The sequence below is a fragment of the Streptomyces sp. MST-110588 genome, assembly GCF_022695595.1.
GTDB lineage: Bacteria > Actinomycetota > Actinomycetes > Streptomycetales > Streptomycetaceae > Streptomyces.
This window is the reverse complement of sequence record NZ_CP074380.1, coordinates 1,304,500-1,325,423: the sequence shown is the minus strand read 5'-3', so window position 1 is coordinate 1,325,423 and position 20,924 is coordinate 1,304,500. Positions and strand designations below refer to the sequence as shown.

Here is a 20,924-nt window from a genome sequence, read left to right as displayed (position 1 = left end):
CCCCTGTCACTCCGTACGATCTCCTGATGGCTGACGACCGTTACCTCGCCCGGGGACCCCGTGTGGGCATCCGTCCCTTCTCGGCCGCGGACCGGGAGGAGTTCACCGCCCTGGCACGCGCGAGCGTGCCGCTGCACCGTCCCTGGCTCTTCCCGCCGACCACCGACGCCGCCTACGACACCTACTTCGCCGGCGTGTGCGAGCCCTCCCGCGAGGGTTTCCTGTTCTGCGAGCACGACACCGGCCGGATCGCCGGCTACCTCACCATCAACAACATCGTCCACGGCGCCTTCGGCTGCGGGGCGATCGGCTACGGCGCCTTCGCGCACGCGGCCGGGCGCGGCCTGATGAGCGAGGGGCTGGGACTCGTCATCCCTTACGCGTTCGGTGAGTTGGGGCTGCACCGGCTGGAGGTGAACATCCAGCCGGACAACCACCGTTCGATCGCCTTGGTGGAGCGGACCGGGTTCCGGCTGGAGGGGTACTCGCCGGACTTCCTGTTCGTCGACGGTGCCTGGCGGGACCATCAGCGCTGGGCGATGACCGCCGAAATGTGCCGCGACACCACCGCACCCCATGAGGCACAGTGACGTCATGGAAAACAGCGACCCCACGGAGACCGGCGACCCTACGGGGATCGGCGACCCCACGGAGACCGGCGAATCCATGACGAACGGCGACCCGATGGAGATCCGCATCAGCCGTGCGGTGCCCATCCTGCGCATCTTCGACGTGGCCAAGGCGCACGAGTTCTACCTCGACCACCTCGGGTGCTCCGTCGACTGGGAACACCGCTTCGCCCCGGGCATGCCGCTCTACACCCAGGTATCGCGGGGCGATCTCGTCCTCCACCTGTCCGAGCACCACGGGGACGCCACCCCCGGCTCCGCGGTGTACGTGGAGCTGGAGGGGGTCCGCGCACTGCACGCCGAGCTGGCGGCGAAGCAGTACGCCTTCCTGGCGCCCGAGCTGGAGGAGGACGGTGAAATCGGTACGTCGCTGACGCTCACCGACCCCTTCGGCAACCGCCTCCGCTTCAACGAGCCTCCGAAGTAACGATTCCCCCCGAGAAACGAAGGGAGGGGCGCGGACCCGGGCGAGGCCGAGGACAGCGGCGTCAGGCCGGCGGGGCAAGGTCAGCGGCGCCAGGTCAGCGCCGCTTGCGGTTGACCTTCATGGTGTCCATGTCGGTGGGGAAGGACCGCAGGTCCCGGAAGCCGTAACCGGCCGCGGACAGCGCGTTCTCCGCCTTCTCCTCGGCGAGGGCGGCGGCCATCTCCTCGCCGTCCTGCGCGTCGGAGACGATGACGTAGCGGTACGTGAAGGACTTCAGCGCGGCGTCGTAGGACAGCGACCCCTCGGGCGTGAACTGCATCTGTGCCAGGCCGTGCTGCTCGACCTCGGCCAGCAGTCGCGCGCGGGCCGCCTCGGACAGCCCGTCCCATTTGCCGCGCACGATCACCCGGTATGTGTGCTGAGTTCCCATTGTTCCTGTCCTTGTGTGCCCCGCTGCGGCACAGCCGCGTGGGTGCCGTACCGCGCATGACCGCCTCGCGGTCGTTCTTGAGCGTCGACGGTAGTTGATGATCGTTCATGGCGGCGGGTAATTTCGCGGCGGACCATTTCGCGGTGGACAATTTCCTCGAAGATCGCTTGAAGATCGTCTGCCGGTCCGGTGGGATGGCGGCATGCGCCGCACCGTACTGATCGACGCCCCGTCCAACCTCGGCCTGCGCCCGCCCGCGCCCGGCACCGTACCCGGCTGCTACAAGCTCGCCGGCGCGCTGCGCGACCAGGACCTGCTGCGGCGCCTGGGCGCACAGGAAGGCGGCGTCGTGGTGCCGCCCCGCTACGACTTCGGCGACTGGAAGGAGGGCGAGGGCGACTTCAACGCCGCCGCCCTCGCCGGGTACACCCGCCGCCTCGCCGACCGCGTCGAACGCCATGTCCGCGCCGGCGGGTTCCCCGTACTGCTCGGCGGGGACTGCAGCATCCTGCTGGGCGCCGTGCTGGCTCTGCGCCGCCTGGGACGGTACGGCGTCGCCTACCTCGACGGGCACGGCGACTTCCGGCACCCGGGCAACACGGATACCTCCGGGCCCCTCGGCGCCGCGGCCGGTGAGGGCGTCGCCCAGATCACCGGGCGCGGACAGGCCGACCTCACCGGCATCGAGGGACGGCAGCCGTACGTACGTGACGAAGACCTGAGCGTCCTGGGCATCCGCGACGGCGACCAGGACCACGCGGAACTGACCTCGCTGCGCATCGACGCCCGGACGGTCGGGGACATCCGGCGCGTGGGGCCGGACGCCGTGGCGCGCGAGGTACTCACCCGGATCGGCCGCTCCCCGCTCGACGGGTTCTGGATCCATCTGGACGCGGACGTCCTGGACCCGTCCGTCATGCCCGCCGTCGACTCCCCCGACCCCGGCGGTCTGCTCACCGGCGAACTGCACGACCTGTTGGCGCCGTTGGCCGCCTCGCCGCGCTGTGTCGGACTGAACCTGACGATCTACGACCCGGACCGTGACCCCGACGGGGCCGGTGCGGTGCTCCTGGCCGACCTCCTGGAGAGCGTCCTGGCGCCCTCCTGACACCGCCCTCCTATCACCGCCCTCCTGGCACCGCCCCACGAACGACGGCCGGCGCCGCCACGGCCCGCCCCGAGCCCGCTGATCCGCTTGATCAGCCTCAGCCTGTTCCGCCTGACCCTCCCGAGCCGCCTGATCCCTTTCCCCCGCACCTGGCCGCAAAAGGCCCTGTTCAGCGGCGAGCCGACGAGGTTCCATGGTCAACAGACGGCCGCCGTAACCGAGGTGGCCCGGTCCACTTTGCGAGGCAGCCGTGGCCACCCGTGTGCGACGCACCACCTTGACCCTCCCCGCGGCTCCCCTCGGCCCGGACAACCCGCTGCCCGCCCTGCGGCCCCCGCGCGACGCCCACCGGGCAGCGATCGAGCCGGCCGCCAAAGAGGACGCAGGCGGCGTAGGCACAGACCCGGACGCCGCCCTGCCCGCCGACATGGCCCGTGGGATCGCCTACGAGCCGCTGCGCTCCCTGCTGCCCGTACGCCGCCGGGACGGCTACGGGCGGCAGCGCTCGCTGACCACCTTCGACGCGATCGTGATCGAGAACGACCGGTTGCGCGCCACCGTCCTGCCGGGCCTCGGCGGACGCGTGTACTCCCTGCACCACAAGCCCACCGACCGGGAACTGCTCCACCGCAACCCCGTCCTGCAGCCGGCCGACTTCGCCCTCAACGGCGCCTGGTTCTCCGGCGGCATCGAATGGAACATCGGCGCGACCGGTCACTCCGCCCTCACCTGCGCCCCGCTGCACGCCGCCCGCGTCCCGGCGCCCGACGGCGGCACCATGCTGCGGCTGTGGGAATGGGAACGGCTGCGTGACCTGCCCTTCCAGGTGGACCTCTGGCTCCCGGCGGACTCCGACTTCCTCTACGTCGGCGTCCGCGTCCGCAATCCCCACCTCCACGCCGCGCCCGTGTACTGGTGGTCCAACATCGCCGTCCCCGAAGGGCCCGCCACCCGCGTCCTGGCCCCGGCCGAGAAGGCATGGCACTTCGGGTACGAGCGCTCGCTGCGCCGCGTGCCCGTCCCCGTGCGCGACGGCGTCGACCGTACGTACCCGCTGAACAGCGAGTTCCCCGCGGACTACTTCTACGAGATCCCCGACGGCGCCCGGCGCTGGATCGCCTCCCTGGACGGCGAGGGCCACGGCCTGGTCCACACCTCCACCGACACACTCCGTGGCCGCAAGCTGTTCCTGTGGGGCGCGGGCCGGGCCGGGCGCCGCTGGCAGGAGTGGCTCACCGAGCCGGGCGCCGGCGGCTACGCCGAGATCCAGGCGGGCCTGGCCCGCACCCAGTTGGAACACCTGCGCCTGGAAGGCGGCGGGGAGCTGTCCTGGCTGGAGGCGTACGGGCCGCTGGCCGCCGACCCCGCGACGGTGCACGGTGCCGACTGGGCGGCGGCCCGTGCCGAGGCCGGCTCCCGGCTCGCGGCGGCCCTGCCGCGTACCGAGGTGGACGCCGCCTACGCCGCCTGGCGGCCGTACGCCGACGCCGAACCCAAGGAACGCCTGGCCACCGGTTCCGGCTGGGGAGCGCTCGAACGGGCCCGTGGCGACTACGACCTGCCCGGCACCCCGTTCGAGGAGGACACCCTAGGTGAGGAGCAGCGGCCCTGGCTGGAACTGCTGCACACCGGCGACTTCCCGGCCGGCGGCCCCGTCCCCGCGGCTCCCCTGGTCTCGCGGCCCTGGCGCGACCTGCTGGAGTGCGCCCACCCCGGCCCGGTGACGGACTACCACCTCGGTATCGCGCAGTGGCACGCGGGCGACCGGGCACAGGCCGTACGGAGCTGGGAGCGGGCGCTGACCCGCGGGGCGGACTGCCGGCCGCTGTACTGTCTGGCCGAGGCGGAGTGGGTGGCGGGCGAGACGGAACGGGCCGCCGAGCTGTACACGCAGGCATGCCGCTGCGCGTCCCTGGCCCGGACGGAGGCGGCCGGCGCCGCCCTGCGCGCGCGGACCGAACGGGGCGGGCACGGGCAGCGGCAGGCGGAGGAGGAGGCCCAGGGGTGGGGCGCCGTCCTGCGGGCGCTGGTACGCCAGGCGGTTCCCGTCCTGCTCGCCGCGGGCCGGGCCGGGGACGCGGCGGACGCGCTGGCCCAACTGCCGCCCGCCGACCGGATTCCGCACGGCCGCTTCGAACTGCTGACGGCGCAGGTGATGTGCGCGCTGGGCGATGCGCGCGGGGCCCGTGCCGTCTTCGACCGCGGCTTCGAAGTCGCCGACCTGCGCGAGAGCGAGGAGACGATCAGCGACACCTGGTACGCGATCGCCGAACGGCTCGTGGCGGGCGACGGCCCGGTCACCGACGCCGTACGGGAGACCGCGCGCGCCGAGCATCCACTGCCCGGGCGGTACGAGTTCCGGATGCGGCCGGTGTGAGGCGGATGTCCGGCACGGCGGCCGGGCACCGGGCGGGCGGCCGGCTCCGTGCGCGGGCGCGTCCGGTGGGCAACTGACGCCGCGTAGGCCGTTCGAGTGCATGTCCGGAACTCGGTGACGATCCGGGAATCATCCCGGATCGTCACACGTTGTAGCGATCATGAAGGCAATCATCGCGGAAAGCTATGGCGACGCCGATGTGCTTCGCTACACCGACCAGCCGGACCCCAAGGTCGCCCCGGACTCGGTGCTGATCCGGGTCAAGGCCGCCGGCGTCAATCCGGTGGACTGGAAGATCGTCGGCGGATACCTGGACCCCATAATGCACGCCCACTTCCCGCTGATCCCCGGCTGGGACGTGGCCGGGGTGGTGGAAGCGGTCGGCGTGGACGCGACCGAGTTCGAGGTCGGCGACGAGGTCATGGGTTACGTCCGCAAGGACGAGGTCCAGCACGGCACCTTCGCCGAGCTGGTTGCCGCTCCCGTACGGACCCTGGCCCGCAAGCCCGCCGCCCTGAGCTGGCAGCAGGCCGCCGGTCTGCCGCTGGCCGGGCTCACCGCCCAGCAGTCCCTGGACCGGGCCGAGGCCGGCAAGGGCGACACGGTCCTGGTGCATGCCGCCGCGGGCGGCGTCGGTTCGCTGGCGGTGCAGATCGCGGTGGCCCGCGGCGCCCGGGTCATCGGCACGGCCAGTGAGCGCAACCACGACTTCCTGCGATCGCTGGGCGCCGAGCCCGTGACGTACGGGGACGGCCTGGCCGAACGGGTGCGGTCGCTGGCTCCCGAGGGCGTGGACGTGGCCCTGGACTTCGTGGGCGGCGGGGTCGTCGAGGTCTCGCAGGAACTGCTCAAGGACCGCTCCCGGGTGGTGTCCATCACCGACGGCGAGGTGAAGGCCAAGGGTGGTCACATGGTGTGGGTCCGCCCGGACGCCGCCGGCCTGGCCGCGCTCGGTGAACTCGCCGACGCCGGACAGCTCACCGTGCACATCGACGCGGTGCTGCCGCTGGCCGAGACGGCGCAGGCGTTCCGCCGCAGCCAGGAGGGCCGCACCCGCGGCAAGATCGTGCTGGAGGTCTCCTGAAGGTCTCCTGAGCCTTTGGCCCGCTTCCCTCCACGGGCCGCCACCGCCACTGCTTGATAGGCAAGCTCTCGCTTGCCTATGGTGGAGTCATGGCGGAGGATGTCTTCAAGGCCCTGGCCGACCCCACCCGCCGGCGCATCCTTGACGAGCTGGCGGAACGGGACGGCCAGACCCTGTTCGAGATATGCACCCGGCTGGTGACCAAGCACGGCCTGGGGCTGTCCCGCCAGGCGATCAGCCAGCACCTGGCCGTACTGGAATCGGCGGGTCTGGTCCTCTCGCGGCGCCAGGGCCGCTACAAGTTGCACGATCTGAACACCGAACCTCTTGAGCGCATCGTGACCCGGTGGCTCAGGCCCGATGCCCCGGAGGGCACCCCATGAGGATCAATATGACCAGCGTCTTCGTCGACGACCAGGAAAAGGCCCTGCGTTTCTACACCGATGTGCTGGGCTTCGTGAAGAAGCACGACATCCCGATGGGCGAGGCCCGGTGGCTGACCGTGGTCTCACCGGAGGAACCCCAGGGGACCGAACTGCTCCTGGAGCCCTCCGACCACCCCGCGGTGCAGCCGTACAAGACGGCGCTGGTCCAGGACGGCATCCCGGCCATCTCCTTCGCCGTGGACGACGTGGCGGCGGAGTTCAACCGGCTGCGCGAGCTGGGGGTGCACTTCACCCAGGAGCCGCTGGAGATGGATGACGTCACCCTGGCGGTCCTGGACGACACCTGCGGCAACCTGATCCAGATCGCGCACAGCAAGTAAGGAACCGGGCCAGGCGCCATCGGCCGGAACCGCTCCCGCGGCATGTGGGTGACGTACCGCAACGCGCGTGCCGTGACGGGTGGGCGGCTCAGTTGCCGAGGTGAGGGGAAGCGGGGGCTTTTGCGGCCTTCCGGTCCACGTATTCGAAGACCGACCCGTCAGGGTGGCGTGCGATGACATTGCGGCCGATGGGGGACGGCAGGGGGCCCGCGACGATCTGGGCACCGACGGCGGTCAGGTCGGCGACCGCCTCGTCCACGTCCTCGACCGCCAGCGTCGCCGTGATCCTCCGCAGTACGGCCATCTGCTGCTCGGGGCCGCTCATCAGGAAGAAGCAGCCGACCGCCGCGACCGAGACGCCACCGTGCCGGAAGCGCATCGCCTGCGCGCCCGTCAGCCGTTCGTACACGGCGATCGCGGAGTCCAGGTCATCGACGCAGACCCGCAGCGAGGTCCCCAGAATGTCCATAGGGGCAAGGGTAGTTGGGACGGGCGCGGCGCGTGGTCACCTGGCCTCCTCCAGGCCGTCCTTCGCCGCGCCGCGCGAGAGGACCGCCTCGCGGATGCGGTCGCGGGCGGCGAGGAAGTCGGCGCGCCGCGGGTGACGGGCGAGGGCGGAGGTCAGGTCGACCACCCGGAAGCCGCCCTTGACGTCGGTGAGCAGGGGCCGGAACTGCGCGGCACGGACCGTCCAGCGGTGGCCCGCCGCATCCGGTGGTGCGAAGGTGAACCGGGCCATCGAACTCTGGTTGCCGCGCCCGTCCACCGCCCCCGCGGGTTGTACATCAAGCCCGCGAGCTGGTCGCCCATCCCGTAGACGACCCAGGTGCCGTTGACCTTCTCGTACGCCTGCGGGACGTGGTTGTGGGTGCCCAGGATCAGGTCGATGTCGGGGCGGCCGGCGGTACGGGAGGCGGTGAGCGTACGCGCGAGGGTGCGCTGCTGCTCGTCGGGGGCCTGCTGCCATTCCGTGCCCCAATGGAGGCTGACCACCACCACGTCGGCGCCCGCCCGGCGGGCGGCCCGCGCGTCCCTGACGATCGCCTCCGGATCGATCAGATGTACGGCCCAGGGGCGGCCTTCGGGCAGCGGGATGTCGTTGGTGCCGTAGGTGTAGGCGAGCTGGGCGACCGTGGCCCCCGCCGTCTTCAGGAGCGCCGGCCGGGCCGCCTCGGCGGCGGAACGGGCCGAACCCACGTGACGCAGGCCGGCCGCGTCCATGGCCTCCAGCGTCCGCCGGATCCCGGCCGCTCCGTCGTCCAGGGAGTGGTTGGAGGCGGTGGAGCAGGAGTCGTAGCCGGTGGCTTTCAGGGCGGCGGCGATCTGCGGCGGGGTCCGGAAGGCCGGGTAGCCGCTGAAGGGGCCGCCCTCCTTCCCGTACACCGTCTCCATATGACAGATCGCCAGGTCGGCGCGGGAGACGGCCGGCGCGGCCCCGGCGAGCAGGGCGCGGAAGTCGTGTTCCCGGCCGTGGGCGTCCTTGCGGGCCTGCTCGATGACCTCCGTGTGCGCCAGGACGTCACCGGTGGCCAGGAGGGTGAACCCGCGGCCCGCCGCGGAGCCGGCGGTGGGCGCGGTGGCGGCCGGGCCGGTGGCGGCCGAGGTGGTGGGCCGCGCGGTCTGGCCCCCCGCCACGAGCACCGCCACGACCGCCGTCACCAGCCACGCCACCAGCTCCGCCAGGAGTCCCGTCGCCCCCTGTGTCGCCCACCGTGTCACGAACCCTTCATACAGGGCGTAGTGCCATATGCCTTGCATATACGGGCATAGGCAGGGCATATCCTCGGAAAATCAGCGAAGGGACTTCGTGGGGGCTTCTGGGAAAGGGCTTCAGACGCGACAGAGGATTTCGCCGTGCAGCACGGCGAACCACGCGTCCTCGCGGCTGCCCCACTCCCGCCAGGCGTCCGCGATCCGCTCCAGTTCGGCCCGACTCGCGTGTCCGCCCTCCACCGCCAGGCGGGCGTAGGACGAGTGGACGGTACGGTCCGCCCACAGCGCGCTCCACCAGGCGCGCTCCTGCGCGGTGGCGTAGCACCAGGTCCCGGCGGAGGCGGTGATGTCCCCGGCGGCGAAGCCGGCCCGGCGGGCCCAGGAGTGCAGCCGCCGCCCGGCGTCCGGCTCACCGCCGTTGGCCCGCGCGACCCGGCGGTACAGATCCAGCCAGTCCGTCAGTCCGTCGAGCGCCGGATACCAGGTCATCGCCGCGTAGTCGGCGTCCCGGGCGGCGACCAGCCCGCCGGGCCGGGTGACGCGGCGCATCTCGCGCAGCGCCCCGACGGGATCGCCGACGTGCTGGAGCACCTGATGGGCGTGGGTGACGTGGAAGAAGCCGTCCGGGTGGTCCAGCGCGTGGACGTCGCCGACCGCGAAGCGGACGTTGCGCAGCCCGCGCGCGGCGGCGGTGGCCCTGGCCTGTTCCAGTACCTCCGGCGCACGCTCCAGCCCGGTCACCCGGCCGTGCGGCACCAGCGCGGCCAGGTCCGCGGTGATGGTCCCGGGCCCGCAGCCGACGTCGAGAATCTCCGTGCCCGGTGCGCGCAGATCCGCGGTGAGCGCGTCCAGCAGGTAGCCGGCCGAGTTGGCGGCGGTGCGCCAGGTGTGGGAGCGCAGTACGGACTCGTGGTGGCCATGGGTGTATACGGCGCAATCCTGCGGCACGGCGGGCTCCTTCGCTGTCCGGGGAGGGCCACCACACCGTACGCCGGACGACCGCACTGTGAGAACCGGATCTCACATCATGGACGGAGAGAGGGAGTCATGGGCACCCTCAGGAATCGGGCAGCAGCCGATAGACCGTCAGGGCCTCGTTCTCCTTCTCGAACACCAGCTCCTTCGGCGCGTTCGCCACCTCGCCGTCGTACGCGAGCGTGGCGCCCGGCGCCAGCCCGCTCAGCCGCAGCGTCCGCACCCGCGACTCGCTCAGCACGGGGGAGTGCCGCAGCGCGCCCGTCACCGCCGCGGCCAGCAGCCGCGTACGGGCCAGCCGCCCGCCGTGCACCACCCGCACGTCCAGCACCCCGTCCGCCAGGTCGTGGCGGCGCACCGGCGCCAGCCCCAGCCCCCGGTAGGCGCAGTTGCCCACGAACAGCAGCCACACCGAGCGGCGCCGGCCGTTGACCTCCACGGTCACCGGCGCGGCCGTCCGCAGCACCTTCCACGCGGCCAGCACCCCGGCCGGCCACGCCCCGATCCGGCCCGCCCACTCCTCGCGGATCCGCACCAGCTCCGGATACGAGCCGATGGAGAAGGTGTTGAGGAAGTGCGTCGCTTCCCCGTGCGGCCCGGCCCTGAAGCGCGCCAGGTCCACGGCCACCGCCTCACCGGTCCCCACCGCCCGCGCCGCCTCGGCGAAGGTCTCTATCCCCAGGTCGTACGCGAAGTGGTTACGGGTCCCGCCGGGCATCACCGCCAGCGGCAGCCCGTGCCGCATCGCCACCGTGGCCGCCGTGTTGATCGTGCCGTCACCGCCCAGCACCCCCAGCGCGCCGCCCTGCCGCTTGACCTTCTCGGCCGCCTCCTCCAGCGCCTTCTCCAGCGGCGGGTCCTCCGGCCCGCCGCACAGCACCACCTCGGCGCGCGGCAGCACCTCCCGTACCTCCTGCGCCCGGTCCGTACGCTGCCCGGTCCGCTGTCCCGAATCGCGGTTGCCCACCACGACCAGTCCCTCGCCCCGCGGCAGCGCCGGGGCGTCGGCCCGCGGCCGGGCCGGCGGCGCCAACTGGGCCCTGGTCGGCGCCAGGCCCCGCACCGCGAAGGCGGCGCCCGCGCCGAGCGCGGCACCCGCCAGCACGTCACCGGGATAGTGGACGCCCGTGTAGACGCGGGAGAACGCCACGGAGGCGGCCACCGGTGCCAGCGCCAGCCCCACCACTTGTTCTCGAAGGCCACGCCCGTCGCGAAGGCCACCGCCGAGGCCGAGTGCCCGGAGGGGAAGGAGGTGGTGAAGGGCTGCCGGGTGAGCTGCCGTATCACCGGCACCGCGTCCAGCAGCGGGCGCTCGCGCCGTACGGAACGCTTGGCGAGCGTGTTGACGGTCGCGGAGGCCACCGCCAGGGAGGCCACCCCGCGCAGCGCGGCCCGGCGTGCGGGCCGGCCGCCCAGGAGGGCCGCGCCGCCCGCGATGCCCATCCACAGCAGTCCGTGGTCGGCGCACCGGGTCAGCCGGGGCAGCACACGCTGCGCGCCCGGCCAGTGCCGGCTCGCCACCTTGTCGAAGATCTCCCGGTCCCAGGTGCTCAACAGCTTTCGCATGCGCCACCTGTACCCCATGGAAGGCGGAACAGGCCGCAGGCGGCGCGCGGCCCGCGTCGTCTTCCTCACACCACGGCCTCCCGGCGTCACGGCCGTACGCCGCAGCTTCCCGGCGTCACGGCCGGCCACCCCGGCTTCCCGGTGTCACGGCCCTCATCAGGCCAGCCCCGGGATGCCGGTTCCGGGCACCCCCGGCCCCGGCGCGCCGATCCCCGGGATCCCGTTCCCGGGGTTCCCCGGCCAGGTGTCCGGAGCGGCCCGGCTGATGTCCGCCAGCGCCGAGTCGGGGTCCTGCTCCCGGGCCAGGTCACCAATGCTGACCATGCCCACGGGAGTGCCGTTCTCGACCACCGGCAGCCGGCGCACCGCGTTGGTCCGCATCAGGGCGACCGCCGCCGAGATCTGCTCGTCCGGGCCGACGCACACCGGCTCCGGGGTGCACACCGACCGGCACGAGACGGTGAGCGGATCGGCCCCGTCCGCCACCGCCCGCAGGGTGATGTCCCGGTCGGTGACCACCCCCAGCAGCAGCCCGTCCTGGGCCACGAGTACATCGCCGATGTCCTGGGCACGCATCAACTGCGCCGCCTCGACCAGGGAGGCGTCCGGTGGCACCGCCGCGACGGCCGGTGTCATGACGTCCCTTACCAACAGTCCCATGAATCTGCTCGCCTTCTCTCGGTCGCGTCCGACGGATGAGCCGACGGGCCGGCCCGGGGTGGGGCCGACCTCGCCGCAGTACCCGTACGGGCGTCCCCTATGCGGAGCCGTCCCGCAGGAGTGCCGAGACGACCTCCTGCACATTGCGATAGGAACCCTCCGCCGGCAACGCCCGTACCGCCTCCACCAGTTGGTCCGGCGCACGCCGCTCCAGCAGTTCACGGACCAGTGCCCGCCGCCTGGCGGGGAAGCGGCTGCGCCCCAGGTGACGGGCGAGTTCGAAGCGCAGCAGCTCCATCTCGCCCCACGGCCCGGGGCGGGGGACCGGGCCCGCCGCCACCCGCGGGTCGTCGGCGGCGGCGGGCTCGGGATCGTGCCACTCCTCGACGCGGGTGGAGTGCCCGGACCTCAGCAGACCCTTGAGCTCGTGCTTCATCTCATCGTCCCGGCGGGCACTCATACGGTCGCTCCGACGCTGCATGACGGCCTCCTCCCTGGGCGCTCGCGCCGGCCGCGTGCGCCCGGTGACTGCGGGTCCGGTGCGAGCGGACCCCTTCGGTGTGTCGCGCGCCCGGCCCTTTTTCCGGACCTTGCGTACGCGGACACGGGTGGGCGGTTGTGGCGGCCGGGTACCCGACGGGCCACACGCCACACGGACGCGGTGATCCCCGCACCGATTCCCGCGCGTATTCCCGTGCCGGCTGCGGTCGTTGACGGAAAGGGAGTTTGGTGCCGTGGCGCTCGGGCACCCGGGCACCGGGCCTCGGCCGAGTGGCCTGGGGGCTCTGAGGCCGGGGGGAGCGAGGAAGAAGGGGATGGGAGTCCGGGCGCGGGGTGTGGGGCCCCGCGCCCGGACGCGTACGTACATGGCCAGGCCGGATACTGCGGGTTCCTTGAGTACGCCGGCTTCTTCGCGTGCGGGCGCTTCAGTTGGCGGGAGCCCGGCCGGCGCGCTCCGTGGCCCTGTTCAGCAGCCGTACGGCGAGCAGCCCGCCGACGCCCGGCAGCAGGGACGAGGCGACGGCCGCGAAGGTGCGCCGCGGGTCACGGGCGGTGGCGACGACGGTGAAGAGGTAGGCGCAGCCGTGGACCGGGCCCATCAGCGTGGTGACGGCGGGCAGATGTACGGTGGCGAGGTTGCCCAGCAGGACGATCAGCGAGGCGAGTTCGACGGCGGCGGCGATGCGCAGCGGCGCTCCGGTGCGGTGCACGGTCACACTCCCGTGGTGGAGCCGGGACGGATGATCATGAGTACGGTCACCACGGCCCACAGCAGGTTGAAGACGCCGGTGAACATGGCCAGCCGGGCGCTGGCATCCGGCCCCGCCGTGGCCCCGGCGCCGTTCGCGGTGTCGTTCGCGGCGTCGAGCCGGCCGAGCAGCCGCTCCTGGCCCGGGAGGACGAGCAGCGCCAGGACGCCGGCCGCGGCTGCGGTGAGCGCGATCGAGGTGATCAGCCACGCGTCACCGAGCACGCCGAGGCTGCTGGCGGTGGCGAAGCCGAAGACCGGGACGGCCAGGCCGATGACGGCGTAGACCCGGCAGATGCGGTGCAGCAGCCGGACTCCGGCGAGTGGGGCGGTCTCCGGTCCGGCCGCCCGGGCGCGGCGGACCGCCGCGGGGAACATACTGGCCGCCACGGTCACCGGCCCGATGGCGATGATGGCCGCCAGGACGTGGACGGAGAGCAGGAACTTCGTCACCGGCCGGCTCCTGTGTCCTGACGGGTGACGGCGGGCGCGGGGCGCAGCCGCCCACGGACGTTCGGGTTCTCCGGGTGGGCGTATGAGGCCGGGTCCCGGGAACCGTCGCTGACAGCGCTGACAGACATGGTGAACGGGGTGCTTTCTTCCGATGGGGTGCGCGCGGCGGACGGCCCGGAGGGCGGGGGGAGGCGCGCAGCGACAGGCTAGGACGGCCGTTCACCGGTCACCATGGGCGCAAATGACAAGTTCCCCCGGATTTCTGCCATCTGCCGCCATCAGGTGCCGTCAGGCGCCGCCTGCTGCTGTCCGCTGCCATCTGCTGCTGCCCTGCTGCCCTGCCGCCGTCTGCGCAACCGCGCACTCCGGCTTCCGGCCCCCGGCCTCTGGCTCCCGGCCCTCCAGGCCGTCCGCCGGGGCGAGGCCCGCTCCGGCACTCACAGAACCCGGTACGGTGTCGCGTCCTCGTGACGGAAGTCCAGGCCGTGCCCCGGCGCGCCCTTGGCGGCCGGGCGCAGCACACCGCCGGACGGGTCCAGCCCGCCGTCGAAGTACAGCGACTCGACGCGGACGTGGTCGTGGAACCACTCGACGTGCCGCAGGTTCGGTACGCAGGCGGCCGGGTGGGCATGGACGTGCGGGGCGCAGTGGGCGGAGACCTCCAGGCCGTGGGCCTCGGCCAGGGCCGCGGCGCGCAGCCACACCGTCAGCCCCCCGCAGCGGGTGGCGTCGATCTGGAGGCAGTCCACGACCGGCGCCATCCGCGCGAAGTACGGCAGGTCGTAGCCGTACTCACCGGCCGCCACATCGCTGACGACCAGGTCGCGCACGATCCCCAGCCCCGTGAGGTCGTCGGAGGAGACCGGCTCCTCGAACCAGCCCACCCCCAGGTCCGCGAGGGCGTGCCCGACCCGTACCGCCTGTTTGCGGGCGTAGGCGCCGTTGGCGTCCACGTACAGTTCGGCGCGCGGCCCGATCGCCTTGCGGGCGTGGCGTACGCGCTTGAGGTCGCGTTCGACCGCCCGGCCCCACTCCTCGCCGATCTTTATCTTGACGCGGCCGATCCCCTGCCCGTGCACCCAGCCGTTCAACTGCGTCGCCAGGTGGGTGCTGTGGTACGTGGTGAAGCCGCCGGAACCGTACACCGGAACGGTGTCCCGGACCGCGCCGATCAGCCGCATCAGGGGGAGTTCCAGCATCCGGGCCTTGAGGTCCCACAGCGCGATGTCCACCGCGGACAGCGCGCAGGCGACCAGGCCCGGCCGGCCGGCGTTGCGCACCGCGCGGCTCATCGCCTCGTGCGCGCCGGCCACGTCCAGCACGCTGCGCCCCAGCACGGGCCGGGCCAGCAGGTCGCGTACCACCGAGCCGGCGTCGGCGGCGGCGTAGGTCCACCCCAGACCGGTGGTGGTGGCGGACCTGGCTTCCACCACCACGACGGTGGTGGTGTCCCAGGCGAGCGTTCCGTCGGCTTCGGGGGCGTCGGTGGGGATCGTGTAGGCCGTGACGTCCAGCCGCTCCACGTTCATGGGGCTCGGTGGCTCCTTCCAGAGGGTCGGGCCGGGCTCCCAGGGGCGAGGACGGCCGGGCCGGGGGCCTTGGGCGTTTCCGTCGTACGGGGACGGGTCGTACGGATCGGTCGTAGGGGGCGTTCGTAGGGGCGGTCGCACCGCCGTCGGTCGTGGCCGCCGTCGGTCGTGCCGGAACAGCCGTGCCGGACCGGAGGCGTGAAGCACGCGTCCGCGGCGTCCGCGCCTGTTTCTGAGCGGCTGTCACCTCCGGGTAGCCGTGGCGACCTGCCGGAAACCTTCCGGGACCGGCGAGTAGGCGTGAATCAGCGAAGAATTACCAACTGCCGGGCAAAGATGATCAAGTGTGCTCACAATCGGACGGCGGCAATCCGCCTTCCGGAATCGGTGTTTACGGCCCGGAGGCGAGGGCACGCGAACTGATGTGCTTCGGACCGGAGGCACGCCCGCGGGAGCAGTCTGCTCTGCGAGCGTGCAGGTCGCCGCGCTCCCGCGAGGATTCCCCGCCCACCGATCAGGGAGCCGGACCATGCCTTCTGGACGTACGCCGCTCATGCAGCGCCCGCAGCGTATCCACCGTCCTCGCCGCCCGCAGAACAAACATCCGCACGATGACGCGCCGGACACCGGAGAGGACTTCCGCCGGCTCATCGCACTGCCGCCGGGCCCGGAGCGGGACGCGCTCCGGCAGCGCATCGTCTGCGCCTGGATCCCGATGTCCGAACGCCTGGCCCGGCAGTTCCGCAACCGGGGCGAGAGCACCGAGGACCTGGCGCAGGTCGCGGCGCTCGGCCTGGTCAAGGCCGTCGACCGCTACGACCCGGACCGCGGGTGCGCCTTCGAGAGCTTCGCCGTGCCGACGATCGTCGGTGAGGTCAAGCGGCACTTCCGCGACCACATGTGGGGACTGCACGTGCCGCGCCGGGTGCAGGAGCTGCGCAACCGGGTGCGCACCGCCACCCAGGAACTGAGCCAGAGCCCGGACGACCGCCGGCCGACCGCCGAGGAGATCGCCGAGCACACCGGGATGACACAGGAAGAGGTCCTCCTGGGCATGGAGGCCCTGGAGAGTTACTCCACGCTCTCCCTGGACGCCGAACTCCCCGGTGCCGACGACGGGTACGCCCTGGTCGACACCCTGGGCGCGCCGGAGCCCGGCTTCGACCTGATCGTCGACCGGGAGGCCGTCAAGCCCAAGCTGCGTACGCTGCCCGAGCGGGAGCGGCAGATCCTGTACCTGAGGTTCTTCTGCGACATGACGCAGAGCCGGATCGCCGACCGGCTGGGCATCTCGCAGATGCATGTGTCCCGGCTCATCAACCGCACCTGCACCCGGCTGTGCGACCAGGCGGGCGGCAAGGAAGCGGCGTAGACCCCTGCCGTCAAGTGGTTCCGGCCGCGCTCACGGTCCCCGCCGAGGCGGAGGCGGAGGCGGATGCCGTGACTGCGGCCGGAGCCGGCCCGCGGCCAAGGGAGCCCGCGGTCAAGGGCGCAGGGCCAGGCCGAGGTGGCGGGAGATCCGGTCCACGGTGCCGGCCTCGGCCATGCTGAAGGCGCGGCGGCCACCCGTACGGAAGAGCGTCAGCACGCCCCGTACGGGACCCGCCTTCGACTGGAGCGGCACACACAGCAGCGATGTCACCGCGGCGCCGGCCAGGATGGGGGCGCCGTCCGGGTCGTACCCGAAGACGCCCAGGTCCTCGGGGCGCACCTGGAGATTGGCGTTGCCCGAGCGGGCGGCCTCGGTGACCAGCGGGCAGTGCGCCGGGTCCTGGCCGGCCAGGACGGCGGCCAGCGCCCTGACACGCTCCCGCTCCTGGTGACTGCGCGCCCGGTCCTTCCCGCTGTCCTCGTGGCCCTGGTGACCGGCGCGCTCGGGAGGAAGTCCTGCGCGGACCGGTCCGCAGGGGACTTGTGACGGGCCGGTCCCACCACCGGCTTCCGACCCGGTGCCGGTGGCCCCGGCTCCCGCCCCGGCCCCGGCTCCGGTCACGGTGCCGGCTCCCGCTCCGGTGACGGTCCCGGATCCGCCCCCTGCCCCGAGGCCGTCGGGTCCGAGCACCGTCACCCGGCGCAGCGGCCCCCCGCCCCGGGTCACCACATCGGCTATCACCCAGTCCGCAAACCGCCCGTACAGCACCCGCGCGGCCCGGTCCAGCGCCGCCGTGGCCTCCCGCGGCGCCTCCAGCAGCGCCGAGGTGATGTCGTCGAGCAGATCCATCAGTTCGGCGTTGCGGGTGACCTCGGCGAGACCCGGGCGGGGCACGGCCGCATGCCGTACGCCGTCGGAGCGGCCCGGGGTCAGGGCGTCGGCTCCGGTGTGGAAGACGGTGAGCACGGACGTGCCGGGCTCCCCCGGAGGCCGCAGGGCCGTCATCGTCACGCGCAGCGACTCGCCTTCCTGCCGTGAGCCGTCCGGCGCGGGCAGCAGCCGCACCACCAGGCTGCGGTCGCCTTCGTTACGGGCCACCGCCGCGACCTGTGAGCGGAAGGCGGCCCGGGTCTCGGGGGCGAGCGAGGCGGTCAGCGGACGGCCTGCCGCGTACCCCGCGCGGACGCCGAACAGCCGGGTGCCGGCGAAGTTCAGACGCCGTACCACTGCGTCGGGGCCCAGCAGCGCGACCGCGAACGGCATCCGCTGGAAGAGCGCCCGCAGCAGGTGCTGCTCCTCGGCGTCCCGCCGGCTGCCGTTGTCGCGCTCGGCCGCGAACTGCCGCTCGAAGCGCGGCAGGAACACGTCCACGACGTGCTGCAGCTCAAAGAGAGCGGCGTCCAGGACGGACAGCCGCTCTTGGGAGGGCAGAGCGCGTGCGGCACGCAACTCCTCGACGCGTCTGCGGAAATCCTTGAGATCCGCTTCCATCTGCTCGGCCCCTGCCATGCCCACACCGTAGCCGTTGGGTCCCTCCCCCGTACCCCTTGGACCGGAAGCGGCCCGCACCAACCGCCCACCGGCGGCACCCGGACCGGCCGGACGGGGAAAGGAACGCAGGCCGGACGAGGACCGGAGCGGAGGGAAGCGCGAGGCGAGAGGCGGAGGGAGGCGCGAGGCGGGGGCGGGGAGAGGGGCGCACGCAAGAAGACGGGAAACCGGCGTTTTTGCCCCCATGCGCCGGGCATCCGACCTGGTACAGGGCCCAGAAGACCGTCCACGGGCCCTGAAGGACCGACCAGGAAGTGAAGCCGTGATGACCACCCACAGCTTATTCACGACCGGTGACCCGGACCTGGTGGAGGGTTCGTCCGCCCGCAGCCTGGCGCACCTCGCCGAGCAGGCCGCCTGGTGCACCCCCGAGAGCTGTGGCGCCGCGGCCACCGTGATCACCGACCGGGGAGCGGCCGACGTTCCCACCGCCGTGACCCACCCCGACCTGTCCGCTCTGGTCAGCGTCCAGTGGGAATCGGGCGAGGGCCCCATTCCCGCCGCCCTGGACACCGGCCGCGCCACCGCGGCCGACGACCTGCTGCACGAGAACCGCTGGCCCGCCTACCGCGCACGGGCCCTGGAAGCGGGCGTACGGTCCAGCGCCACTCTTCCGTACCACCGCGACGGGATCGCGCTGACGATCACCGTCTACGGATTCCGGCCCGGCCTGACGGTCGAGAAGGGCTGCACCGCCACCGACGTCCTGGGCGAACTGGCCGCCACCGCCCTGGCGCGCGAACGCCGCTACCGTGAGGCGCTCGTCGAGGTGGACCAGCTCGACACCGCACTGCGCACCCGGCCGGTGGTGGACCAGGCATGCGGCATCCTCATGTACGTGCTGGGGTGTGACGCGGACACGGCATTCAACGCGCTGCGCCGTCTGTCCCAGCGCACCAACCGCAAACTGTCCGACCTGGCCGCCGCCCTCGTCCGTACCCGGGGGCACGGCCTGGAGCCGGAGCTGCGCACCCTGTGCGAGGAGAAGGAGGGCGACGTACGTTCGGCGGCCGTCGGCGGCCGGGCCCCTTCGCAGGGCCGCTGACGCAGCGCCCCGGCACGGCGACGACCCCTTGAACCCGAGCCGCCGTCCCGAGGCCGGCACCGACGGCGACCGCCCCGGCGCCGGTGGCGGAGGACCCGGCACCGCTGCCACGGAGCCCGGCGCCGCCCCCGGAGGCTCCGGTGTGGCCACCGGAGGGCCCGGTGTGGCCGCCCGAGGACGTGTCGTCCCGCGCCCGTACCGCCGCCGTCTGCGAAGGTGGTGCAAGGCCGCACTCATGTGATGGGCCCACGACCGCCCCGCGCTGGAGTGTGGAGGTACGGATGCAGCGTCCCGCCCCGGGCCCCGGTCCGGACCCGGCCCCAGGACCCGGCCCGGCCACCGGCCCGGAACCGGGCTCCGGTTCACCGCCGGCCACGGGCCCGGGACCCGCGGCGGCCCGGGGGCCGGACGAGCCTGCCCGGGAGCCGGCCGGAGAGCCGCCCCGGGAACCGGACGAGTCCGCCGGGCTGCCGGTCCTGCCGGAGCTCGCGGCCTGTCTGTCCGCCGCGGCGGACCGTACGGACCCCGAACCGCCCGGCGGCTCCCTGCCGCTGCGCACCGCCGCCTGCGGCTACTGGGAACGCCGCGGCCTGCCGGCCCTCGCGGACCGCGTCCTGGCCGCGCCCGGAGCTCCCGCCCTCCTGCTCGCCCTGCTGGCCGCGGCCGGCGGCGAGGTGCTGCTGCCCCGGCCCTGCGCCGAGTGGTACGCGCCGCAGGCCCGGCTGCTGGGGCGGGCGGTGCACCTCGTGCCCGTACCGGCCGAGTCCGGCGGCGTCCCGGACGCCTTCGCGCTGCTGGAGACCGTACGCCGGACCCGGAACGAGGGCGGGGACCCCCGCGTACTGGTGCTGTCCGTGGCCGACGACCCCACCGGGACCTGCCCGCCGCCCGAACTCGTGCACGAGGTGTGCGAGGTGGCGGTGGGGGAGGGGCTGTGGATCGTCAGTGACGAGACCCGCCGCGACACCCTCCACGACCCGCACGACACGGTCGTCCTGAGCCCCGCCGAGATGCTGCCGGGCGAGGCCGTCGTCCTCGCCGACCTGCGCGCCACGCTCGTCCCGGCGTGCTGGCCCGCCGCCCTCGCCCGCTTCCCGGACACCGGCCGCGCCGCCACGCTGTACGCCGGCACGCTCGGCGCCCTGGCGGACCTGCGCACCCCGCTGCCCGGCCCGCTCGCGCCCGCCGTGGCCCACGCCCTGGGCGAACCGGCCCCCGTACGCGCCAGAGCCGCCGCCACCGCCCGGGTCCACGGCGCGCTCGCCGGCGCCGTCCACCACGTCCTGACCGCCGCCGGCGCGGTCTGCCGCCCCCCGCACGCCGGCAGCCATCTGTACGCCGACCTCGACCCGCTGCGCCGCCCCCTCGCCGCCCGGGGCATCGACGGCTCCGCGGCCCTGGAGCGGGAGTTGGCACCCTGGGCCGCGCGCGGCGGTCACCGCTTCGGTGACGACCCGCACGCGCTACGGGTCCGCCTGAGCACCGAAGCGCTGCTCGGCCCGGACGCCGGCCACCGGCAGCGGGTGCCGGCGACGGACGACCCGCTGACGCTGCCGCACATCACCGAAGCACTGTCCGCCCTGTCCACCGCCCTCGCCGCCCTCACGGACGACTGACCCTGCCCGTCTCCTGCCCGCCTCGACTGGTGGGAAGGGGCCGAACTGCCCGCCCCCGCGGGCCCCGTACGCCTGGACTTCGTACCGGTCCACCACTGGAGCCGGCGCACCCTGACGGACACCTGCCGCTCCCTGTGGAGCGGCTGGGTCATCACGGCACCCGACGGGCGGCGGGTGTACTTCGCGGGGGACACGGGGTACGGCCACTGGGCCACGGGGCCACTGGTTCGAGGAGATCGGCCGCCGCTTCCCCGGCGTCGGCCTCGCGCTGCTGCCCATCGGCGCGTACGACCCGCGGTGGATGCTGCGCCTCGGCGCGCGGTGACACCGGTGACATCAAGGAGGAGGGGCGGCGGGGTGGCGAAGGCAGGAAG

The 20,924-nt window shown here is 73.3% G+C and carries 20 protein-coding genes and 3 pseudogenes; 11 read left to right on the top strand and 12 right to left on the bottom strand.

The annotated features are described in order from the left end of the window. The first annotated feature begins 26 nt into the window (after window positions 1-26). Window positions 27-590, top strand: coding sequence for a GNAT family protein (locus KGS77_RS05945; protein ID WP_242579193.1), 564 nt, complete (start codon window positions 27-29; stop codon window positions 588-590). Between the two features lie 94 nt (window positions 591-684). Further along, entirely contained in the window at window positions 685-1,056 is a 372-nt protein-coding gene (locus tag KGS77_RS05940) for a glyoxalase superfamily protein (RefSeq protein WP_242587309.1), read from the top strand. Between the two features lie 94 nt (window positions 1,057-1,150). Here the strand turns inward: KGS77_RS05940 and KGS77_RS05935 are convergent, their stop codons facing one another. After that, window positions 1,151-1,486 carry a DUF6204 family protein gene (locus KGS77_RS05935; RefSeq protein WP_242579191.1) on the bottom strand — a complete coding sequence of 112 codons (336 nt, stop codon included), beginning with the start codon at window positions 1,484-1,486 and terminating at the stop codon, window positions 1,151-1,153. Between the two features lie 202 nt (window positions 1,487-1,688). On the opposite strand from KGS77_RS05935, the gene KGS77_RS05930 reads away from it, so the two are divergent. From KGS77_RS05930 to KGS77_RS05910, 5 genes are all read left to right on the top strand, one after another. Beyond that, on the top strand, window positions 1,689-2,594 hold the full coding sequence (locus KGS77_RS05930) for an arginase family protein (RefSeq protein ID WP_242579190.1): 906 nt from the start codon (window positions 1,689-1,691) through the stop codon (window positions 2,592-2,594). A 250-nt stretch (window positions 2,595-2,844) separates the two neighbouring features. Next, the gene (locus KGS77_RS05925; RefSeq protein ID WP_242579189.1) at window positions 2,845-4,971 is read left to right on the top strand and encodes a DUF5107 domain-containing protein; all 2,127 of its coding nucleotides are present in this window, start codon (window positions 2,845-2,847) and stop codon (window positions 4,969-4,971) included. 160 nt (window positions 4,972-5,131) lie between these two features. Next, window positions 5,132-6,055, top strand: a complete 924-nt coding sequence (locus KGS77_RS05920; RefSeq protein WP_242579188.1) for an NADP-dependent oxidoreductase — start codon at window positions 5,132-5,134, stop codon at window positions 6,053-6,055. Window positions 6,056-6,144: 89 nt separating this feature from the next. Continuing rightward, window positions 6,145-6,438 carry a metalloregulator ArsR/SmtB family transcription factor gene (locus KGS77_RS05915; RefSeq protein ID WP_242579187.1) on the top strand — a complete coding sequence of 98 codons (294 nt, stop codon included), beginning with the start codon at window positions 6,145-6,147 and terminating at the stop codon, window positions 6,436-6,438. Then, the gene (locus KGS77_RS05910) at window positions 6,435-6,821 is read left to right on the top strand and encodes a VOC family protein (protein WP_242579186.1); all 387 of its coding nucleotides are present in this window, start codon (window positions 6,435-6,437) and stop codon (window positions 6,819-6,821) included. The genes KGS77_RS05915 and KGS77_RS05910 overlap by 4 nt, the downstream gene beginning before the upstream one ends. Window positions 6,822-6,909: 88 nt before the next feature. Here KGS77_RS05910 and KGS77_RS05905 read toward each other — a convergent pair whose 3' ends face one another. The 10 genes and pseudogenes from KGS77_RS05905 to KGS77_RS05865 form a co-directional block, all read right to left on the bottom strand. After that, window positions 6,910-7,290, bottom strand: a complete 381-nt coding sequence (locus KGS77_RS05905) for a VOC family protein (protein ID WP_242579185.1) — start codon at window positions 7,288-7,290, stop codon at window positions 6,910-6,912. A 36-nt stretch (window positions 7,291-7,326) separates the two neighbouring features. Next, window positions 7,327-8,540, bottom strand: a pseudogene (locus KGS77_RS05900) (CapA family protein). Window positions 8,541-8,651: 111 nt separating this feature from the next. After that, complete coding sequence (locus tag KGS77_RS05895) at window positions 8,652-9,482, bottom strand: methyltransferase domain-containing protein (RefSeq protein WP_242579183.1); 831 nt, start codon at window positions 9,480-9,482, stop codon at window positions 8,652-8,654. Window positions 9,483-9,591: 109 nt separating this feature from the next. Beyond that, window positions 9,592-11,075: pseudogene (locus KGS77_RS05890) on the bottom strand (phosphatase PAP2 family protein). Between the two features lie 156 nt (window positions 11,076-11,231). Beyond that, window positions 11,232-11,735: a CBS domain-containing protein gene (locus tag KGS77_RS05885; protein ID WP_242579181.1), complete on the bottom strand. Its 504-nt coding sequence runs from the start codon at window positions 11,733-11,735 to the stop codon at window positions 11,232-11,234. Window positions 11,736-11,832: 97 nt separating this feature from the next. Then, window positions 11,833-12,216, bottom strand: a complete 384-nt coding sequence (locus tag KGS77_RS05880; protein WP_242579179.1) for a DUF2795 domain-containing protein — start codon at window positions 12,214-12,216, stop codon at window positions 11,833-11,835. 445 nt (window positions 12,217-12,661) lie between these two features. Next, window positions 12,662-12,946 carry a DUF3817 domain-containing protein gene (locus KGS77_RS05875; RefSeq protein ID WP_347404443.1) on the bottom strand — a complete coding sequence of 95 codons (285 nt, stop codon included), beginning with the start codon at window positions 12,944-12,946 and terminating at the stop codon, window positions 12,662-12,664. A gap of 2 nt (window positions 12,947-12,948) precedes the next feature. Continuing rightward, a complete protein-coding gene (locus tag KGS77_RS05870; protein ID WP_242579175.1) occupies window positions 12,949-13,437 on the bottom strand; it encodes a DUF2269 family protein in 489 nt (162 codons plus the stop codon). Further along, window positions 13,434-13,565, bottom strand: coding sequence for a hypothetical protein (locus tag KGS77_RS34570; RefSeq protein ID WP_277994192.1), 132 nt, complete (start codon window positions 13,563-13,565; stop codon window positions 13,434-13,436). Before KGS77_RS34570 ends, KGS77_RS05870 begins: the two co-directional genes overlap by 4 nt. A gap of 309 nt (window positions 13,566-13,874) precedes the next feature. Then, window positions 13,875-14,966 carry an enolase C-terminal domain-like protein gene (locus tag KGS77_RS05865; protein ID WP_242579173.1) on the bottom strand — a complete coding sequence of 364 codons (1,092 nt, stop codon included), beginning with the start codon at window positions 14,964-14,966 and terminating at the stop codon, window positions 13,875-13,877. 553 nt (window positions 14,967-15,519) lie between these two features. Between KGS77_RS05865 and KGS77_RS05860 the strand changes: the two genes are divergently transcribed. Then, window positions 15,520-16,338, top strand: coding sequence for an RNA polymerase sigma factor SigF (locus KGS77_RS05860; protein WP_242587308.1), 819 nt, complete (start codon window positions 15,520-15,522; stop codon window positions 16,336-16,338). A 111-nt stretch (window positions 16,339-16,449) separates the two neighbouring features. Here KGS77_RS05860 and KGS77_RS05855 read toward each other — a convergent pair whose 3' ends face one another. Further along, complete coding sequence (locus KGS77_RS05855; RefSeq protein WP_242579171.1) at window positions 16,450-17,847, bottom strand: PAS domain-containing protein; 1,398 nt, start codon at window positions 17,845-17,847, stop codon at window positions 16,450-16,452. Between the two features lie 307 nt (window positions 17,848-18,154). On the opposite strand from KGS77_RS05855, the gene KGS77_RS05850 reads away from it, so the two are divergent. From KGS77_RS05850 to KGS77_RS05840, 3 genes and pseudogenes are all read left to right on the top strand, one after another. Further along, window positions 18,155-18,934, top strand: coding sequence for an ANTAR domain-containing protein (locus KGS77_RS05850; RefSeq protein WP_242579170.1), 780 nt, complete (start codon window positions 18,155-18,157; stop codon window positions 18,932-18,934). A gap of 281 nt (window positions 18,935-19,215) precedes the next feature. Further along, a complete protein-coding gene (locus tag KGS77_RS05845; protein ID WP_242579169.1) occupies window positions 19,216-20,550 on the top strand; it encodes an aminotransferase class I/II-fold pyridoxal phosphate-dependent enzyme in 1,335 nt (444 codons plus the stop codon). Window positions 20,551-20,571: 21 nt separating this feature from the next. Further along, window positions 20,572-20,860 (top strand): annotated as a pseudogene (locus tag KGS77_RS05840) (MBL fold metallo-hydrolase); the annotation flags it as partial. Window positions 20,861-20,924: the final 64 nt, after the last annotated feature.

What these genes read in the sequence shown, in the direction of transcription:
- KGS77_RS05930 (WP_242579190.1), top strand. Translation starts at nt 1,689, where the DNA reads ATGCGCCGCACCGTACTGATCGACGCCCCGTCCAACCTCGGCCTGCGC.
- KGS77_RS05935 (WP_242579191.1), bottom strand. Translation starts at nt 1,486, where the DNA reads ATGGGAACTCAGCACACATACCGGGTGATCGTGCGCGGCAAATGGGAC.
- KGS77_RS05880 (WP_242579179.1), bottom strand. Translation starts at nt 12,216, where the DNA reads ATGCAGCGTCGGAGCGACCGTATGAGTGCCCGCCGGGACGATGAGATG.
- KGS77_RS05855 (WP_242579171.1), bottom strand. Translation starts at nt 17,847, where the DNA reads ATGGCAGGGGCCGAGCAGATGGAAGCGGATCTCAAGGATTTCCGCAGA.
- KGS77_RS05860 (WP_242587308.1), top strand. Translation starts at nt 15,520, where the DNA reads ATGCAGCGCCCGCAGCGTATCCACCGTCCTCGCCGCCCGCAGAACAAA.
- KGS77_RS05940 (WP_242587309.1), top strand. Translation starts at nt 685, where the DNA reads ATGGAGATCCGCATCAGCCGTGCGGTGCCCATCCTGCGCATCTTCGAC.
- KGS77_RS05850 (WP_242579170.1), top strand. Translation starts at nt 18,155, where the DNA reads ATGACCACCCACAGCTTATTCACGACCGGTGACCCGGACCTGGTGGAG.
- KGS77_RS05845 (WP_242579169.1), top strand. Translation starts at nt 19,216, where the DNA reads ATGCAGCGTCCCGCCCCGGGCCCCGGTCCGGACCCGGCCCCAGGACCC.
- KGS77_RS05945 (WP_242579193.1), top strand. Translation starts at nt 27, where the DNA reads ATGGCTGACGACCGTTACCTCGCCCGGGGACCCCGTGTGGGCATCCGT.
- KGS77_RS34570 (WP_277994192.1), bottom strand. Translation starts at nt 13,565, where the DNA reads ATGTCTGTCAGCGCTGTCAGCGACGGTTCCCGGGACCCGGCCTCATAC.
- KGS77_RS05905 (WP_242579185.1), bottom strand. Translation starts at nt 7,290, where the DNA reads ATGGACATTCTGGGGACCTCGCTGCGGGTCTGCGTCGATGACCTGGAC.
- KGS77_RS05920 (WP_242579188.1), top strand. Translation starts at nt 5,132, where the DNA reads ATGAAGGCAATCATCGCGGAAAGCTATGGCGACGCCGATGTGCTTCGC.
- KGS77_RS05915 (WP_242579187.1), top strand. Translation starts at nt 6,145, where the DNA reads ATGGCGGAGGATGTCTTCAAGGCCCTGGCCGACCCCACCCGCCGGCGC.
- KGS77_RS05910 (WP_242579186.1), top strand. Translation starts at nt 6,435, where the DNA reads ATGAGGATCAATATGACCAGCGTCTTCGTCGACGACCAGGAAAAGGCC.
- KGS77_RS05885 (WP_242579181.1), bottom strand. Translation starts at nt 11,735, where the DNA reads ATGGGACTGTTGGTAAGGGACGTCATGACACCGGCCGTCGCGGCGGTG.
- KGS77_RS05865 (WP_242579173.1), bottom strand. Translation starts at nt 14,966, where the DNA reads ATGAACGTGGAGCGGCTGGACGTCACGGCCTACACGATCCCCACCGAC.